Here is an 18,467-nt window from a genome sequence, read left to right as displayed (position 1 = left end):
GTTATTTAGCATTAAGTTGATCAAAATAGATTTTAATTTTTTGCCTGTAGTACAAATTAAGTGCCGAAGGGACGGTCCTTATCTGTTCCGTTTGCTTTGTCTTTATTTGGTTGTAGTCCTGCAAGGCCTTAATATATCCCGGTGGCATATCATTCGCGGCGCGGCTTTCCCTTTTCTGGTCTTGCTCGCGTTGTTGTTCGGCTTTCTCTGCTTCCAGTAACCGCGTCTGAATTTGCTGCTGTCTCTTTAACGCCTCATCCGTAATTCTTCTGTTTACGAGATCGTTCTCAGTTTGTTCCATTTCTTTTGAAATTTTATCAAGGTTACCCAAACCGTTGGTGCCGTCTTTGTTATTATCCTTGTTAATTTGCTGCAGCGTTTGCCTTATTAGCTGTTGCTGGCGGGCCATTTTTGCCAGTTGCTCGCTCATGCCTTGTTGCCCCTGCTGGCCGCCTTTGCCTTGCTGGCCCGGCTGGTTTCCCTGCTGCTTCATCTGTTCGCGGGCCTGCTGCATGTTTTGATTTAGCTGCTGCTGCATTTTACTTAATTGCGATAACGACGGCTTACTTTGTTTGCCCTTGCCTTTCCCGCTTTTGTTCATGCTTTTTTGCAGCTGGTCAAGCGCCTCGCTTAGCATAAGGGCAAGGTTGTTCATGGATGTCATGGCAAATTGCTGGTTGCGGGTAGCTAAACCGGTATTGCGTTCGTCTAAATTATTAAGTGCCTGGTCAATATGATCATTTATGCTTGTGATCTCTTTATTTACTGTTGACTGTATCTGCGGGATGCGTTTGCTTAGTGCATACAAGGTATCCTCGGCTGTTTTCAAGTTATCTTTTACATCCTTTTGGTTTTGCGCCAGGGTGATATATGCAGGGTCGCTTGTATAGGTGCTCCTTAACGATTGCATGATCTTTTCCTGGGTAAAGGAACTGTTCACCAACGATTTTAACAACTCGCGTAACTGCTTTGCATCAACATTGTTCTGGCTGCTTTCGCCCTCTTCTTCATTTTGCTCCAATTTGTTGGCCAGCTGCTTCATTTGTTTTGCCGCCTGCTCCTGTGATTGCGATGCTTGCTGCCTGTTGTTTTTTTGCAAACTGTTACTGCTTTGCTTCATTTGCTCATCAATGGCCTGTTTTTCTTTTTCAGGGTTTTCAAATTGTTGGCTCTTACCGTTTTGCTCGTTGGTTTTCTGCAAATCGTCAAGCGATTTCTTAATATCCTGGAACTGGTTATTTAGTTTCTGTTGCTGCTGAAGGTCCTCGGTGTTGTTGCCCGCTTTTTCTGTTTTATCTGATAATTTTTGTTGCTCATCCGCCAGTTGATTAAGCTGATTAACACTTTGATTGAGCTTTTGTTCAAAATCGAGCTTTTTATAAAGTTCCAGCATCCGGTCCAGTTCTTTCTTTAACGATTTATTATCGTTTTGCATTTTAGAAAGCTCATCGCGGGTAGCATCTTTTTGGTCCTGCTGCATTAACTGCTGCAGCTTTTCAAGCATTTCCCTGGTCTTATCGTCCAGCATGTTTTTAAACAGCTCATCCATTTGCTGCTGTTTTTCGGTCAGCTCATCTTTTTGCTGCTGGTTTTCCTGGCGGTTATATTGGTTCTTTTTATTCTCTTTTTGTATGTCCCTAACTAATTCATCTAAATCCTTACGCTTTTGAAGCAATGCCTCTACCTGTTTTTTCTCGTCAAAGGAAAGGTTGTTTTTGTCTAAAAACGACTGATTGAGCTTTTTTGCGTCTTTTTCGATCTGCCCGGCAAGTTTTACAGCCGATTGCATTTTTTGTTTCACGGCCTGTGTGCCGGCATTTAATTGTTCGGCTAACGCGGCTGCATCAGGAATATTTAGTGAGCGCTCTGGCGAGCGGGCCGTTTTGGGGCCATTAACAACATCGTTATCCGCCACCTCAAAATAATAAGTAATGTTTTCTCCGGCTTTTATGCCCAGTTCTTTCAGGTTCCAAAAATAAAAGAAGCCACTTTGAGTTGCCGACAAGTCGGCCTTAACTGATTTTACAACGGAATGTTCCTGCCCCTTATCGCCAGATCTGTAATGGAATGTTAACGCTGAAAAACCATGATCGTCCTGTATCTTACCGTTAAAGTAAAAGGCTTTCATGCTCACCGAATCGGGCCTTTCGTCAACCTCAATTGATGGAGGTTCATCAGCAATTACATTGATGCGGTATCCGGCCGGGTCATTGCGGTTAACGGCATTGTTTAGCGGGTTTATTTTGTAAGATGTGTTTTTAAGTATCCGTTCCTGGTGTTCAAAAAGGTCATTGCCTATTGGCCGGATTGTTTTACTGGTGCTGTCAATAGTGAAGACGAGCCCGGTAGCATTTTGTGTATGGAATTTCCAGGTTACCAATGTTCCCGCCGGCAGGTTCAGATCGCCGGCATTGGCAACCACTTCATTTTTTTTATGCAGATAGGCAGGATAATTCAGTTCCGCATCAAAGTGCAGCACTACAGGGCGCAGGTGAACTTTTATCTCATACGGAACAGATGTAAAGCCATTGCCTGATAATTTGAACGTGGTGTTTTGTTGCAGGTTGCTGAACAGGTAATGGAACCGGTTAATATTCTCTTTATCCAACTTAAAGGTATTGGTAGCGGTTTCCACATAAATATCCGCGGGCAGCTTATCGCCGGTAAGTTTAAGTTCCAGTTTAAGATCTTCTCCCTGCACTGCCGATAAATTTTTATTCAGCACCACAAATTGAAAGGGCGCGGCCGGGGCAAAATATTCATTATGCCTGATGAGCCTTTTGGTGCTCTCTGTTAAAATAGATGGCGCCGCAAAAGCAATGATACAAATGATAGCCGCGGGCGGGATGATCCACTTCAGGTATTTAGTATTATCGCGAATGTTAATGGCCGATGGAAAACTTACTGGTTTTAACGCTTCAATTTTTTGATCAATGCTGGCCTCTATCAATTCGCGGTGAGCTGCATTTTCAACCACCTGTTTTTTTAATTGCAGGGTGTTTAACAGTTTGTCATGCACATCATTAAAATGTTGGCCGATTATCTCTGCGGCCTGGTCATGTGTGAGGGTTTTACCCAGTTTTAACCGGGCCATTAACGGCGGGACAATAAGCCAGGCAATTAAACCTAAATTGAGTAAAATGAAAAAGTAAAACAGCAAAGTACGCAGCAACGTATTAAAATTGCCAAAGTATTCGCTAAGCGTAATAACCACATATGCCGAAAATATACCCGCACCCAAAAATATCAGCCCGCGCAGCAGGTTGTTATAATGGTATTTGCGAATAAAGGTGTTGATCTTATTGATCAGCAATTCATAATTCTCGGTAGATGTCATAAAGAATTAAGCTACTAACATACAGATTTAAACGAAAATAATAGATTAAATGATATGTACGGTAATGCGATTAGTGAAAACATTGTATGATAAATAATTAACGTTAAAAGTTTAATGGTAAATGCTATTTTAGATCATGTTTTATACCGTTAAGCTCCGTAAAGAAATAAAGATAAAAATTGATGAATATGTAATAAACTTTGACCATTTGCCTTGTGTTGTTATTGTTCATGATTTGGAAGACTGGTCTGTTGTGTATATGTCAAAGAGAGGGCTAAAGGCCTTAAAAACTACCATCGAAGAAGTTTCGGCACTATCATCTGATGATTATTATAAATTATACTTTAACCATGATGATGCCCAGGACTATGTACCCCGTATTTTGGCTTTGCTGGAGCGGAACAATGATGATGAGATAGTTACCTACTTTCAGCAGGTAAAATTTCCGGATAAAGAAGATTGGAGCTGGCATATGTCAAGCACAAAAATTTTTATGCGTGATGATGCCGGTAAACCGAGCTTAACCATAACCATTGCTGTGCCCATTGATGCCATGCATCATATGACGGCCAAAGCAACCCGATTGTTAGAAGAGAACAACTTTTTGCGAAAAAACTTTAAAAGCTACTCAAAACTTACCGGGCGCGAAAGGCAGGTACTTGCCATGGTTGCGTCAGGAAAAAGCGCGGCAGAAATAGCAGCCAACCTTTTTATATCTGTTGCAACAGCCGAAACACATCGTAAGAACATTAAAAGAAAACTAAATGCCAGCACTTTTGAATTAACGCAATATGCCAGGGCTTTTGATCTTATATAAATAACCGCAAAAAGATGATAGCCGATCATAACCCCCCGATCATTTCCCGGCTATCTCCCCAAAAAAGTTTCGGGTTACTTATTGCTTTGATATATTCCAAAGCTATTTTAATACCTAAAAACAATCAATACCCATAAGTGGGTAAATACTTACGTTGCTGCTACGTAATTTAATTATTACATCGCCCTTAAGAAACAATTATTCCTTTAAAATTGTCGTTGAAGTTTCAGGGAATGAACATAACTACTTTTAAGGCATTCAGAAGCCGCAACTACCGGTTATATTTTGCCGGGCAATCTATTTCGCTTATTGGCACCTGGATGCAAAAGACCGCGGTAAGCTGGGTGATCTATACGCTTACCCACTCCACCTTTATGCTGGGGCTCACCCTGTTTGCAAGCCAGTTCCCTTCGTTTTTATTATCAATGTTTGGCGGTGTAGTATCAGACAGGTACAACCGTTTCCGGGTGTTGCTAACCACACAGGTGGCATCTATGATACAGGCTGTTTTGTTGGCGGTACTTATTCTGTTAAAACATTATGCGGTTTGGGAGATACTAACGCTTAGCGTACTCCTGGGCATTATCAATGCTTTTGATGTGCCCGCAAGGCAATCATTAGTGTATGAGATGATAGAAGATAAGGCAGATTTGCCTAACGCGCTGGCGCTGAACTCATCAATGGTAAATTTATCGCGGTTGATAGGCCCTGCCATTGCCGGCTTTGTTTTAGAAACCCTGGGCGATGGTGTTTGCTTTGCGCTGAATGCCGCGAGCTTTATTGCCGTATTAGCTTCTTTATTAATGATGCGGATGCCCCAATATGTAAAAACAGTGCATAAAAAGAACGCCTTTGGCGAATTGAAAGAAGGTTTGGCATATATAAAAGCTACCCCATCTATCGGGTTTGTAATTATGATGCTTGGGTTGATAAGCTTGTTTGTGCTGCCATTTAGTACGCTTATACCTTACTATGCCCGCGAGGTATTTAAGGGCAATGCTACCACATTCGGGGTTATTGACAGTGTGATAGGCCTGGGTGCATTTAGCGGCGCTATTTTCCTGGCATCGTTAAAAACCGGGAGCAATTTAAAAAAGATACTAAGTATAAATACGCTGGTGTTTGGTGCGGGACTAATTCTGTTCTCGCATGAAAAATTGTACCCGCTGGCACTGGTGTTTGCCACTATTGCCGGCTTTGGGATGATGTCGCAAATAACCATCAGTAATACACTGATACAAACCACGGTTGCACCGGCAATGCGCGGCAGGGTGATCAGCTTTTATGCCATGGCGTTTTTTGGCCTGCAGCCAATAGGTGGTTTGCTGGTTGGTTCGGTATCAAAATGGATCGGCTCGCCAGATACAATCCTGGCCGAAGGGTTTATAGCATTACTGATAGGGTTGCTGCATATGCGATATCTCCGTAAGGAAAAATTAAAACAAACGCACAATGTAATGGCTGTTGAAGAGCAGCAGATACAGGCGGTAGTATAAAAGAGGTTATCTATTTCCCGGCTGTTTTTATCTGTACGTTCCAGATCTTTGCTTTTTCAATCAGTTCAGGGTCGTGGGAGCAGATGAACAGACCAACCAATGCCTCATCCGGCATGTTATTCATTACATGATCGCCAACAACTTTTAACGGGCCGCCAATATGCCTAACGCTCATGGTTAGTTTTTTACCCACACGTTTTAATTGAAGCACTTCAAAGGTTTTTTCAGGGAAAAATATTTCTCCTTCGGGGTCTTTCATGTTTTCGCCGGTTTCAGAGCGCCATTGCATTACCGTTAAACCATCGCCGTGTTCAACAGCGCTTGTATGGATGCTTTTTTCATCGGTTGATTCGCGGATCATCCAGCCAATTTTGCGGTGGTTATTACCCTTTGCGCCAATAAATTCAAAGTTAGCGGTAACGGTAAAGTCGCCTTTTATCTTTTTATATAGGTATTGAAATTCATCACGGTTAAACCAGATATTGTACCCCGAACCACTTAAGGTATATGTTTTTGAAGCCTTATCATAAACAGCCGAGCCTGCATTTTTGGGGTTCCCTATATCCTTATGGTCATCAAACAGGCCTAAAGACTGTTTTTGCGCAAAAGCAACGCTGCTAATTAAAAAAAGAATTACGGTAAAATAGGGTTTCATAGTATAGGTTTAAGCAAAGGGTATTGCCGATGATAAAGCTATGAAAAGGAAAGAATTAAAAAATACTTTTTGGGGAAATTAGTAGCTTTTAAAAATGGGGAACATAAAGACGTGTTGTAGCAAATAAACTACATTAAATTAAGCACAGAGACAAAGCATAATCTCTTTCATCGCGTTAGCGTCCTCCTCACGAACATACTTTAACATGCGTACATTTTTGTTGCATCTGATGATATTTAACATCCTTTTTTTAGCTCTACTAATCATGTTAACAAATATTAGATTTATAACAAGAATCGTATACGCTTTATTGTACAATAAAGTTACAAAAATTGTACAATAAAGTTACAAATAGGTATAGATATAAAAAGGTTATTAAACAGGAGGAAGTTTAATGCTTAAACAGCCACATCAGTTCAATACCTGTTCGTCAGCCGACATGTCTCCCAATGCTTTGTTGTATTTCTCTAATAAGGAAACATACTTTTCCATCCATTGCCTGTTTACTTCGTCACTGTCAACAGCCGAGGGAAACTTCGAAGATATTTTTGCCGTATACAGACCTTTGAAATCTTCTTTAGTGAAGAGTTCAGGAAACTCCTTTGAAAAGTCATGTCTGATAACATAACCTATACGATAGATAACGTCGCTCCTTAAGTTGCTGGTTTGAAACCAGTTATAAATGGTTCTTCTATTAATATTTAATTCTTTTGCGAGATCACTTAGACTATAGCCGTCCTTTCTCACAATATATTCAACAAGTTGCCCGTAGTGTTTGTTCATAAGTTTTAGATGAACAAACCTGAAAACAAAAACCAGTCCATTTAGTGCATTTTTCCTGGAAGTTGTAAGATATATTATAAAATTAATTTTTGGTTAATATTGATGCTGTTAAATTCTATTTATTTCTTATCTGTTTATAAAAAAACTTCCAAACAGGTTTTACATTGATGTTAATTATACATCAATGAGCCAATTTGTATACGTCTTAAGGCCACTACTTTTCCAGTAGGTAACTCTCTTTATTGTTAGGATAAACCATTCATTCACTCATTTAAAATCCACACGAAAAACTTTATCAATTAATTCCGGCTAATTATATTTGCAGCGTAAATGTGTACTACCATCTACTAAATAGTATTATAATCTAATCAGGTTTTTCACCTGGCGTTGTAGCGTAATGACGCCTTGTAGATTAAGGGAACAAAGATTATCAGGATAGGAAGTATTTTCGGGATGTAGCGTAGCCCGGTATCGCGCCAGCATGGGGTGCTGGAGGTCGTGGGTTCGAATCCCGCCATCCCGACTTGATAGATCGTCATAAAGGTTTAAAAGCCCACAAAATCTTATTTGTGGGCTTTTAAGTTTACCAGATCACAGACTTGTAAGAATCTCAAATATCCTTTTATGAAGTAAAATCAGTCTTTATATTCTTCATAATGCAAAACGAGGGTCTGCATTTTTGATTGTTTATATTTTTCTATTTCACGATCCATATGCCCATATTGCCTTGCATAATAAGGGCCGGTTGCATGAAAGCATACGGCATTTTTTATTATTCCTGATTTAAGCCCAAGCTTTCTTTGAAAATACTGCGCAAGTACACCATCCTCAGATTTCCGCATGTTTAAATTAGTAAACATAAACTTTAACCAAAGCTTTTTATACTCTCTTTTGCGGAAGCAGGCACACCAGCCACCGGTTGGCCCTTCTTGCAATACTTTGTCACCAATTATTTCTTCTGTATAGCATTCAGGCCCGGGCTTGGCGCCATTCGTAAACTCATTTTGAATAACATTTAATGCTATAAACCCATAATGAGTGAAGGTTTGCATATAATCAATAAAAAGGGTGTCGAGCTTTTCAGGAAAAGTTAATACATCATCGTCCACAATAACAACATACTCGCCTTTTGCATGGCCAAATAGCTTTTTATATGCGTTTAACCCGTAATTCTTTTTACGGAGTATCACCTTTACCAGTTTATTATTCTGATAACGATTTAGTACATCCCGGGTACCATCCGTTGATCCGTTATCCATGATAATAATTTCACAATCGTTTGGCGTTTCAATACTTTCGATTAAGGCTTCAAGGCATTTTTCCAGAAATTTGTAACGGTTCCATGTAAGTATTACAAAACTGATTTTCATTGTAGGGCTGTAGTTAAAACCTTACAACCTTTGGTGGTCGATATGATCATGTTTAGGCAAATAAAACGGGCTAAAGGTATAATTTATAAATTCAAGAATATAACCATGAAATTAAAAGTGTACGAAAAACTGCAATTAAAGGTTGCCGAAAAATCGCGCAAAGGGTGGCTGTAATCATATAAGAAATTTGCCTGTCAGGAACCGGAGAATTTTTTACATATTGTGTTGCAATATCCCAGGTGCTTTTTTGCGTATACCAAATAAATTATTTGATGAAGAATATTTGTCTCACAACAATCATTTGCTTTTTGTTTCCATTGCTGTTGAAAGCTCAAACCATCGGGCCGCCTAAGATAAAAACGGGTGTCCCTCTGGACTCCATCGTTTTAAGCGATCCTTTTATTCTGGCAGACAGTAACACAAACATGTATTACATGACAGGCACCGGCGGTATGTTATGGAAAAGCAAAGATCTGAAATTGTGGGATGGACCTTATCAGGTCACCAAAACCGACCCGGCTTCATGGATGGGGCCAAAACCAATGATATGGGCCGCTGAAATACACCACTATAAAAACAAATATTATTATTTTGCCACCTTCACTAACCGGGCTGTCAAGATCGATACTGTCAGAGGTAATGTGATTGAACGCCGTGCCTGTCACGTACTTGTGAGTGATCATCCCGACGGACCCTATATACCGATGAAAGACCCTGTCTATCTACCTGCTGATATGCCCACGTTAGACGGAACTTTTTGGATAGACAAAAACGGGAAGCCTTACATGATCTATTGCTACGAATGGCTGCAAAACTGGAATGGTACAATCGAAAAGATCGAACTAAAGCCGGACCTAAGCGGCACGATCGGGAAAGGAAAGGTATTATTCCGGGCCAGCGATTCTCCATGGAGCCGGGAAAAAGATAAAGACGGGAAGGATCAACCGAATAAAGTAACAGACGGCCCTTATCTTTTCAGAACAAAAAACGGACGATTAGGCATGGTATGGACAAGCTGGATATATGATATCTACACACAAGGTGTGGCCTATTCAAAAAGCGGCACTCTTGACGGCCCCTGGATACAGGATAAAGACCCGATAACGCCCCCCAATTTTGGGCATGGGATGCTATTCTATTCACTGAGTGGCCAACTATTGATGTCGGTTCATAGCCATAAAAACGTTAATGGGCGTTATGTACGTGTTCCTCATTTATTTGAAGCGGACCTGTCCGGAGATCGGTTAGTTATCGGTAAACAATACGTGCCATAACTCCAGCCAATTTCAGATGGTGCAGGTTGCTTGCGCCGAATTGCCGGGAAGGAGCTTTATGAAAATTCGGCTTTCCATGTAGGGTTAGTAACAATGAGTATGAAGGCGGGATTTGCTTGTCTGTAGGTTTGTATAATTATAGCATATAACCCATGAATATATCCTTTGCCTATTTGAAGCCGGCCATTTCGCTTTCGCTGCTTCTTTTAGTCTCCTTTTTTACAGCAAGTGCAGAAAATAGGATCGTCGCGCAATTGGAATCCCCGAACCACCAAACCAAGATACAGTTCGGCCTTAACGGTCTCGGACAGGTAATTTATCAAATGAACTTTAAAGGGCATACGGTTACCAATTGGTCTGTACTGGGCCTGGAAACGGATGGCCCTGAATTAGCTAAAGGAATTACTATTGACGGCCGGGTAAAAAGAAATAACAAAGAAACTTTTGACTGGGCGCTTGGGGAAAACGCACAGATCGAAAACAATTACCGGGAACTGATCTTACAATGCCGGTCAACCAATGCAACGTTTGATGTGGTCGCACGGGCCTTCAACGGCAGCCTGGCCATCCGCTATGCGGTCCGCAGGTTAAAACAGCCGCTCAGACTAAAAAAGGAATTGACGGAATTTAATCTGGCCGGGAATTATAAAATTTATCAATACCATGAAGAATCTATTTTCCGGCCGGTAAAATTGGATGATATGCCCGGTATTTGTGATTTTCCGGCAACCTTGGTTTCTAATAATAAGTTATACCTAACCATCGGGGAAGCCGAAAACCGGAACGGCACCAAATGCGTTTTAATCAAAGGAAGCAAACCCAATAGCCTGGCGCTGGATTTTTATACCGATACCATTTATCGCAACAACCAGGTCCAGGCAGTACATAAGGACACACTCATCACATTTAAAGATAGCCTGGTTACTCCCTGGCGTACTATCAGCTGCGCCGAATCAGCGATTGGGCTGCATGATTTCAGTCAGCTTAATTTAAAGCTTGTTACTCCATTAAGCCGGGAGAACCCGTTGTATGTTAAGCCGGGCAAGGTGTTTAGGGTACCCATAAGTACCCAGGGCGGGATGGACGGTGCGGATTTTGCGGCCAAAATGAACTTTCAGTATATTTTGCTTGATGCCGGCTGGTATGGCGCGGAGTTCAGAGGCACGTCTGATCCTACAAAATGGATACCGGAACTGGACTTGCCAAAAATTATAGCACATGCAAAGACTAAAGGCATCGGCGTAATATTGTACGTAAACTATGTAGGTTTAAAAGCGAAACTGGATACCATTTTGCCGCTTTATAAAAAATGGGGGGTAAGTGGAATGAAGTTCGGTTTTGTAGATGGCGGAACCCAAAAAGGGCTCAGCTGGTTAGATTCCGCTATGCAAAAGGTAAATGATTATGGGTTTATATTAAACATTCATGATCATTATAAGCCAACAGGCCTTTCGCGCAGGTATCCTTATAACCTCAGCCAGGAGGGCGTAAGGGGAGATGAAAACAGCCCCGACGCCTTTCATATTATGACGCTACCCTATACCCGCTACCTGGCCGGGCCGGCAGACTTTACCTTTTGCTATCCTAATCCGCTTAATACCTTCAGTAAAAACCTAAAGGTAAGCAAGGGGCAGCAACTGGCATTAACCGTTGTTTATTTTGACCCATTGCAGGCCATATTCTGGTATGGCAAGTCGCAGGATTACCAGGTAGATAGCCCGGAGATCGAATTCTTTAAATATGTGCCTACGGTATGGGATGAAAGTCATTATCTGCAGGGCGAGATCGGGGAATCGGTTAGTGTTGCCCGTCGGAAAGGCAACAACTGGTATATCGGCACCGCGGCCGGGTTTAACTCATGGGCCACTACCATCAAGCTGGATTTTTTAAAAAAGCGGCAATTCTACACTGCTACAATTTATGGTGATGATGAAAAAGGTGGGATCGGTATCCATACTATAAAAGTAAAGAACGGCGATGTAATACCGGTCAATCTGGCTGCCAAAAGCGGGCAGGCAATAATTTTACGACAGGTAGAGTAACAGGCCAATGTGCAAATTAAAGGTGTAAATAAAAAGCGTCAGGTTCCACCGGAACTTAACAAATGGCAACTCAAAATCCACAAATCATTTTAAACTTACTTCGCTTCCCCGCAATAGCCGGCAAAAAAGTATTAGATAAGTGAGTATGGAAATAAACTATGCTTGTCTAATGCATATAACCAATAGCTTAAGGGTTGAATCTCACGCGAACTTCTTATTAAGCTAATTTAAACTTAACAGATTATACACCTTAAATCGAATGATTATGATTTCTTTGTACAGTAAAAAGTGGCGATTTAGTCGTTTCCTTGCCTTGCTGTTTATCTTGCTTTCCTGCAACTTAGCCTTCGGACAGACACAAACTGTTACAGGAAAGGTTATTGATGCGGATACCGGGGAACCAGTAATTGGCGCAACAGTAGTACTGGTTAATTCAACTACCGGCGTTGCCGCCGACGCCAATGGCACCTTTAAGGTGAATGTGCCGCCGGGGTCAACATTACAATTTAACAGCGTTGGTTATGTCAGTTCAAAGATCCGGGCTGATTTTTCAAAGGCGATGGTTGTCAAACTATCTCCGGATAAAACAGGGCTAAGCGAGGTAGTTGTCGTGGCCTACGGAACACAAAAGAAACCATCCGTAGTGGGCGCTATTTCTACCGTTAGTTCCAAAGTGTTTGAAGATCGCGGACCAACCAATAACCCTATTGCCAACTTACAGGGCCAGGTGCCCGGGATGGTCGTGACCCGGTCGTCAGCCCAGCCCGGTCGTGAAAACTGGAACTTCCAGATCCGCGGTGCAACATCTGTAAACGGTCAGGATCCATTGGTTGTATTGGATGGCGTGGCATTAAACAACAACAACGAATTAAATTCGATTAACCCTAATGATATCGATAATATTTCTGTTTTAAAGGATGGTTCCGCCTCAATTTATGGTGCCCGTGCCGCCTATGGTGTTGTATTGATCACCACAAAAAAAGGCAAGAAGGGCAAAATGCAAATACAGTACAACCCCTCCGTTTCTGAAAAGTTTATTGGGTTGCAGCCTAAGATGACAAATATTGATCAATGGTCTGACGGATTGGTCCAGGCCAAGATAAATGACAATTACGGAGTTGTGCCCGCTACCGACCTTTGGTATCAAATGGCCAATTTTGCAAAAGCCAACAAAGGTACTGTAGTTTTGGCCTCCCAAATTCCCGGAAACACTACCGGGGGTATCACCGCTAACTCATTTTACAATGGCTTGCCTGTACCGGCATTCCTTGATGTAAAGGAACTTGATTTTATCGATGTATCGTTACAGCAGTTTTTATGGGGCCGCGCCACTTCTACCCAGCATGATTTAAGTATCTCCGGCGGAACAGATAAAAATACCTATCGCGCGTCTTTTGGCTACCTTAATGATGGTAGCCAGCTAAAAATAGGCAATAATGGTAATCAACGCTATAACATCCGTTTAAACAATACTTATAAATTCAGTGATAAGGTGCAGCTTGAAACCAATGTTGCCCTTGAAAAGAATAATATTCAGCAACCAACCCTATATACTACCGGTAGCTATAGTGCGTTGGGCAATGGCTTTCAGGTGGGCCTGCCTATGTATACACAATCGGGCCGGCCTTATCAATGGGGAGGTGTCGCTAGTCCGGCAGGCCTGCTGAGGGACGGTGGCGATAACCTGGAAAATAATACCCGAGCACTGCTGAATAGCACGCTTACCTATAACTTCTTAAAACACTTAACTTTTTCAGGTACGGCCGGTTATAACGTGTGGTGGCAGGATGCCCGCGTGCAAACCAAAACCGTTCGCCTTTATTCTTATGATGATAAATACCTGACCGGTACAACCGCGCCAGCCGGAGGCTCAACTTCAGGGAGCCAGAGTTATTTCCGCCAAACTATCAATGACCCCTATTATAATTTGATTGGGCGTGTTACCTATAATAATACCTTTAATAAAGTACATGACGTTTCCTTCATGGTCGGCAGCTCTTATGAGCGGGATGAGTACAATCTGTTCAACACCAGGACTTATAATATCGGCAGCGACGACGTTCCTTCACTTAATCTGGGCCTGAGCAGCACAACGGGCGGTTTTGTCACCAATGATGAAGTTCGTAATCATTATGCACTGGGTTCTTATTTTGCCAGGGTTACCTATGCCTTTAAGGGCAAGTATTTTTTTGAAGGAACCGGCAGGTACGATGGCTCTTCCAAATTTATCTCAAACACGCGCTGGAAACCTTTTTATAGCCTTATGGGCGGCTGGCGCTTAAGCGAAGAGGACTTTATCAAAAAAACCAACATTTTTACTGACCTGAAATTACGTGCATCTTACGCAACATCGGGCAGCCAGGGCGGTATCGGCTTATATGATTACCTGCAATCATTGAACGTAGGCAATAGCGGGACTTTACTGGGAGCAACGCTTGCGACGGCCACCACTACTACCGGCAATCTTGTTTCCTTAAACCGTACATGGGAAACGGTGATCAAAAGAAACCTTGGTATTGACTTTGGTGTTTTAAATGGCCGGTTGAACGGTACATTTGAGGTATTCCGTAACCAGAACCGCAACATGCTGGTAAGTGTTACTTATCCCGGTACTTTGGGCATTGGCGCTCCTCAATCAAATAACGGCGATTTGAAGACATGGGGTTGGGAAGGGCAGCTAACATGGCGTGATCACATTGGCCAGGTTGGCTATTCCCTATCAGGTAACATTACTGACAGCCAGAACAAACTGGTTTATTTTAATGGGGTACCTGCATTGGGAGCAGGTTACAATGCTACAGTTGAGGGTTACCCGCTGGGGTCATACTTTGGGTTGAAATACGGCGGGCGCTTTCAAACCCAGGCCGAAGTGGATGCTTATAATGCCAAATATTATAATCCGGGTGGGGTAACCAATACAATCGGCATACCAATAGCCAGCCCGTTAACCAATTTACCAGGTCAAAATTCAGGCCTGCGCCCCGGCGATAATTATTTCCTGGATGCAAACGGCGATGGAAAATTAACTACCGGCACCTCTGCGAAAGATATGGGTGACCTGGTTTACCTGGGCAGCGATGTGCCCCGCTACACTTTTGGCATGACCATAGGGCTGCAATGGAAAGGGTTTGACCTTACCAGCATGTTCCAGGGCGTGGGTAAAAGAACAATATTCAGGGCACAGGGTAGCCAAAATAACTGGCGGGTACCATTCAGCGCGCTCGGGCAGGCCCAAACTACGCAATGGGTAGGTAATACCTGGACCCCGGATAACACAAATGCCTATTATCCTAATTTACATACTGCAGCTGGTATGAATAACTATAATTATCAAATATCCAGCTGGTCTGTTGAAAATGGCGCTTATGTGCGGTTAAAAAACCTCGTTGTGGGCTATACATTACCTAAATCTTTGATGGAGCGCACCGGGGCAATAAGCAGCTTAAGACTCTACATTTCAGGAAGCGATTTATGGGAAAGCAGCGGTATACATGACGGCTGGGACCCGGAGATAACCAGAACTACGCAGGGAAATGAACGCTATCCCTTTTATAGGTATGTAACCATAGGCGCAAACATTACTTTTTAATTCAGAACAAACATGAAAAATATATATCACAAGCTATTTTACGTCCTGGCCATGCTGATCATCGCAGGTCAGGTGGGGTGTAATAAAGCGCTCGATCTAAAGCCGCAGGACCAGCTCTCGGATGCCGCTTATTTCAAATCCGTTAATGACTTTAAAACATTTGCAAACCAATACTACAGCTACCTGCATAATTTCAGCAACTCTTTCGCGGATAACCCGCATTATGACGGGCGTGCCGATGTTTTCGGCGGCGGTGGCAGCTATGGTGCCGGGACAAATACTGTTCCGGCCAGTGATGCCAACTGGAACAACAACTATTCCAGGATCAGGAACTGTAATTACCTGCTTGAAAAAGCTGCTGGTTTTACTGATCAGGCAGGCATCGCTCAATATGTTGCGGAAGCCAAATTTTTCAGGGCTTATTGCTATTTCGAATTGCTGCAACTTTATGGCGGTGTACCGCTGATTGTTAAAACACTGAACCTGGACTCGCCCGAGCTTTATGGCACAAGGGCGACACGGGATGCGGTAGCTGACCAAATCATTGCCGATCTTGAAGCCGCTATCCCTAATTTGCCTGTATCTTATTTGTCTTCCTCTGCTGATTTTGGCCGGGTAAGCCGTACCGCGGCGCAAGCTTTTTTAGGCCGTGTTGCGCTTTATGAAGGCACATGGTTAAAATTCAGGAATGGTGACAATACCCGTTATAATATGCTTTTGGATAAGTCTGCCGCGGCTTCAAATGCGGCAATTGTTAGCGGTCAGTTTGCGCTTTTTGGTACAACAGCCTCAAATGCTTTGGGTGGTAACAGTACTGTTCTCGGAGACTCTGCTCAGAAATATCTTTTCATTCTGGAAAACCCTAAATCTAACCCTGCAGCGGTAAATAAAGCCGCTAATCATGAGTATTTGTTGTCTTATCGGTATGATGATGTGAGCAAAGTAATCAATTCCAATATCAGCCGTCAGGGAACGCAGATTGGCCCTCAGCATAAATTTGTAAATGCATTTCTATGCCGGGATGGATTACCTATCGAAAAATCTCCGCTTTTTCAAGGCTTTCAAACCTATGGGTCTGAATTTGTAAACCGGGATAACCGTTTGAGATATACCATCAGGGTAAACAATATGTATTATTGGTACGGAAATGCAAACTACCGGGTTACCTGGCTGAACGATGCGGCAGATATTGCCACTTCATTAGGTAAGACCATTCAGATTGCCGGTTATACCAATCAAAAGTGGGTGACCGAACGCAATTGCCCCGACACCAAGGAATCTGAAGATTACCCGGTGATACGTTATGCCGAGGTGCTGTTAAATTATGCGGAAGCTGTTTATGAACGCAATGGTAGCATATCCGATGCCGACCTTAATAAATCCATCAACCTGGTACGTTTGCGGGCCAATAAAAACATGCCGCCTTTAACTAACGGATTTGTGTCGGGCAACGGTTTAGATTTCCGTACAGAGATAAGGCGTGAGCGTTTTGTCGAACTGTATTACGAAGGTTTCCGGTTTGACGACATTAAGCGCTGGCATAGTGCCGGGACTGATTTGGTAACCAACGTTGGCGGTACGGCCTATGGAAATGCCCCCGCCTTTGTCAGCTCCTGGCCGGTTGGGATCAAGTACCGCGGTACACAGGCTCAAATTGGCCCTAATCCGCTGGCCCCCGCACCAACAAACGCGGTGGATGGCAATGGTCAATTGATACTGGACAATACTGCACGAAGTTTCACTGAAAAAAATTATTTATACCCTATCCCAACGCAACAGATCACGCTTAACCCGGCATTGGTGCAAAACCCAGGCTGGTAAAAACGACCAGGCATCCATCGCCGCTAATGGTGTATGGCGATAATTTATTGTTAAGCCTGAAAACTCAAAAACGATGTATTGCCTGGTCTTATCACCGGGCAATACTGATTTTTATGCTGGGTTTCACCTGACAGTTGAAAATGACTAAAAAAGATACCCCGGGAATGCTACAAATTAGGTTAGCGCATGAATTGGTATGAAAAAAAAGATTGGGATTAAGGATATAGCAGAACAGCTGCAGGTATCAAAAGCATCTGTTTCGGTGGTTTTGAACGGAAAAGCCCGGCAGTACGGTATAAGTGTTGCGCTTGAAGAAAAAATTTTAAGACTCGCAAAAAAAGTAGATTACCAGCCCAGCCGGCTGGCTGTTGGATTAAGTACCGGGAAAAGTAAAACGATTGGGATGTTAGTGGAAGATATTTCAGACCCTTTTTTTTCTTCAATCGCCCGGATCGTAGAGAAGAATGCAGCCGCTCAGGGGTACCGGGTTATTTACGGGAGCACGGAAAATGATGCCGTTCAAACCATAGGTTTGCTGCAAACTTTCCGAAACCACCAGGTAGACGGGTATATTATCGCTCCGTCCCCGGGAATCGACCTTCATGTCAGTGACCTTATTTCAGACGGCTTCCCGGTAGTCGTCTTTGACCGGTCACTGCCCGGCATCCGGTGCGACAAGGTACTGATCGATAATTTTCATGGGGCGTTTCAGGCGGTCAGCCATCTGCTTGCCAATAGTTTTAAAAATATTGTTATGATAACGTTGCTCTCTAAACAGGATCAAATGACTGAACGGGCCGATGGTTATGCTGCCGCGATGAAAAAATATCACTTACCAGAAAAAGTCAAAGCTATTGGATACGAGGTGGAAAAAAGCCAATGCGTGCAGATCATAAAGAAATTTTTATTGGCAAATAAGAATACCGATGCCTTTTTCTTTACAACAAACTACTTAGCCTTAAGTGGTTTGCAGGCGATTAAAGAGCTTGGGCTTACCATTTCAAAAAACATTGGCGTAATTGTATTTGATGATAATACCAACTTTGAATTGTTTGATCCTTCAATTTCAGCAGTTGCTCAACCGATACAGGAAATTGGCGAACAGGTAACCAGGATCATGTTAGCGATATTGCAGGGAGCGCCAATAAGTGAGTTTGAAACAATTATTTTGAAGACAAAACTTAACTTACGCAGCTCTTCGCAAAATTGTAGGGCGTTGAAAACAGACCATCGTGCCTGATCAGCTTCGTCGTCAAACACTATATAAATTGATCAACACATAA

At 42.7% G+C, this 18,467-nt stretch carries 11 protein-coding genes and 1 tRNA gene; 8 read left to right on the top strand and 4 right to left on the bottom strand.

Annotated features, from left to right (window positions below; all coding sequences use genetic code 11):
• Nucleotide 1 precedes the first annotated feature (1 nt).
• A complete protein-coding gene (locus tag WC743_RS20755; protein WP_373015168.1) occupies nt 2-3,337 on the bottom strand; it encodes a DUF4175 family protein in 3,336 nt (1,111 codons plus the stop codon).
• A gap of 136 nt (nt 3,338-3,473) precedes the next feature.
• Here WC743_RS20755 and WC743_RS20750 point away from each other — a divergent pair, with 136 nt between their 5' ends.
• Together WC743_RS20750 and WC743_RS20745 are read left to right on the top strand one after the other, a co-directional pair.
• Nucleotides 3,474-4,154: a response regulator transcription factor gene (locus tag WC743_RS20750; protein ID WP_373015166.1), complete on the top strand. Its 681-nt coding sequence runs from the start codon at nt 3,474-3,476 to the stop codon at nt 4,152-4,154.
• 233 nt (nt 4,155-4,387) lie between these two features.
• Nucleotides 4,388-5,650: an MFS transporter gene (locus WC743_RS20745; RefSeq protein ID WP_373015164.1), complete on the top strand. Its 1,263-nt coding sequence runs from the start codon at nt 4,388-4,390 to the stop codon at nt 5,648-5,650.
• Between the two features lie 10 nt (nt 5,651-5,660).
• Here the strand turns inward: WC743_RS20745 and WC743_RS20740 are convergent, their stop codons facing one another.
• The gene (locus tag WC743_RS20740; protein ID WP_373015162.1) at nt 5,661-6,305 is read right to left on the bottom strand and encodes a hypothetical protein; all 645 of its coding nucleotides are present in this window, start codon (nt 6,303-6,305) and stop codon (nt 5,661-5,663) included.
• A 411-nt stretch (nt 6,306-6,716) separates the two neighbouring features.
• The gene (locus WC743_RS20735) at nt 6,717-7,052 is read right to left on the bottom strand and encodes a helix-turn-helix domain-containing protein (RefSeq protein ID WP_373015160.1); all 336 of its coding nucleotides are present in this window, start codon (nt 7,050-7,052) and stop codon (nt 6,717-6,719) included.
• 485 nt (nt 7,053-7,537) lie between these two features.
• Here WC743_RS20735 and WC743_RS20730 point away from each other — a divergent pair.
• A tRNA-Pro gene (locus WC743_RS20730) sits at nt 7,538-7,611 on the top strand.
• A gap of 112 nt (nt 7,612-7,723) precedes the next feature.
• On the opposite strand, the gene WC743_RS20725 is transcribed toward WC743_RS20730, so the two are convergent.
• Nucleotides 7,724-8,458, bottom strand: a complete 735-nt coding sequence (locus tag WC743_RS20725) for a glycosyltransferase family 2 protein (RefSeq protein ID WP_373015158.1) — start codon at nt 8,456-8,458, stop codon at nt 7,724-7,726.
• A gap of 272 nt (nt 8,459-8,730) precedes the next feature.
• Between WC743_RS20725 and WC743_RS20720 the strand changes: the two genes are divergently transcribed.
• From WC743_RS20720 to WC743_RS20700, 5 genes are all read left to right on the top strand, one after another.
• Nucleotides 8,731-9,732: a glycoside hydrolase family 43 protein gene (locus WC743_RS20720; RefSeq protein ID WP_373015156.1), complete on the top strand. Its 1,002-nt coding sequence runs from the start codon at nt 8,731-8,733 to the stop codon at nt 9,730-9,732.
• A 152-nt stretch (nt 9,733-9,884) separates the two neighbouring features.
• Nucleotides 9,885-11,774 carry a glycoside hydrolase family 97 catalytic domain-containing protein gene (locus WC743_RS20715; RefSeq protein ID WP_373015154.1) on the top strand — a complete coding sequence of 630 codons (1,890 nt, stop codon included), beginning with the start codon at nt 9,885-9,887 and terminating at the stop codon, nt 11,772-11,774.
• A gap of 259 nt (nt 11,775-12,033) precedes the next feature.
• Nucleotides 12,034-15,363: a SusC/RagA family TonB-linked outer membrane protein gene (locus WC743_RS20710; RefSeq protein ID WP_373015152.1), complete on the top strand. Its 3,330-nt coding sequence runs from the start codon at nt 12,034-12,036 to the stop codon at nt 15,361-15,363.
• 12 nt (nt 15,364-15,375) lie between these two features.
• Complete coding sequence (locus tag WC743_RS20705; RefSeq protein WP_373015150.1) at nt 15,376-17,184, top strand: RagB/SusD family nutrient uptake outer membrane protein; 1,809 nt, start codon at nt 15,376-15,378, stop codon at nt 17,182-17,184.
• Nucleotides 17,185-17,380: 196 nt separating this feature from the next.
• The gene (locus tag WC743_RS20700; protein ID WP_373015148.1) at nt 17,381-18,424 is read left to right on the top strand and encodes a LacI family DNA-binding transcriptional regulator; all 1,044 of its coding nucleotides are present in this window, start codon (nt 17,381-17,383) and stop codon (nt 18,422-18,424) included.
• Nucleotides 18,425-18,467: the final 43 nt, after the last annotated feature.

Origin of the sequence: Mucilaginibacter sp., from assembly GCF_041660805.1 — a bacterium.
Lineage (GTDB): Bacteria > Bacteroidota > Bacteroidia > Sphingobacteriales > Sphingobacteriaceae > Mucilaginibacter.
The sequence above is the reverse complement of the archived record's forward strand: the minus strand, read 5'-3'. Positions and strand labels throughout refer to the sequence as shown.

Coding starts and splice junctions, on each gene's coding strand:
- WC743_RS20740 (WP_373015162.1), bottom strand. CDS start 6,305: ATGAAACCCTATTTTACCGTAATTCTTTTTTTAATTAGCAGCGTTGCT.
- WC743_RS20700 (WP_373015148.1), top strand. CDS start 17,381: ATGAAAAAAAAGATTGGGATTAAGGATATAGCAGAACAGCTGCAGGTA.
- WC743_RS20755 (WP_373015168.1), bottom strand. CDS start 3,337: ATGACATCTACCGAGAATTATGAATTGCTGATCAATAAGATCAACACC.
- WC743_RS20750 (WP_373015166.1), top strand. CDS start 3,474: ATGTTTTATACCGTTAAGCTCCGTAAAGAAATAAAGATAAAAATTGAT.
- WC743_RS20705 (WP_373015150.1), top strand. CDS start 15,376: ATGAAAAATATATATCACAAGCTATTTTACGTCCTGGCCATGCTGATC.
- WC743_RS20745 (WP_373015164.1), top strand. CDS start 4,388: ATGAACATAACTACTTTTAAGGCATTCAGAAGCCGCAACTACCGGTTA.
- WC743_RS20710 (WP_373015152.1), top strand. CDS start 12,034: ATGATTATGATTTCTTTGTACAGTAAAAAGTGGCGATTTAGTCGTTTC.
- WC743_RS20720 (WP_373015156.1), top strand. CDS start 8,731: ATGAAGAATATTTGTCTCACAACAATCATTTGCTTTTTGTTTCCATTG.
- WC743_RS20715 (WP_373015154.1), top strand. CDS start 9,885: ATGAATATATCCTTTGCCTATTTGAAGCCGGCCATTTCGCTTTCGCTG.
- WC743_RS20725 (WP_373015158.1), bottom strand. CDS start 8,458: ATGAAAATCAGTTTTGTAATACTTACATGGAACCGTTACAAATTTCTG.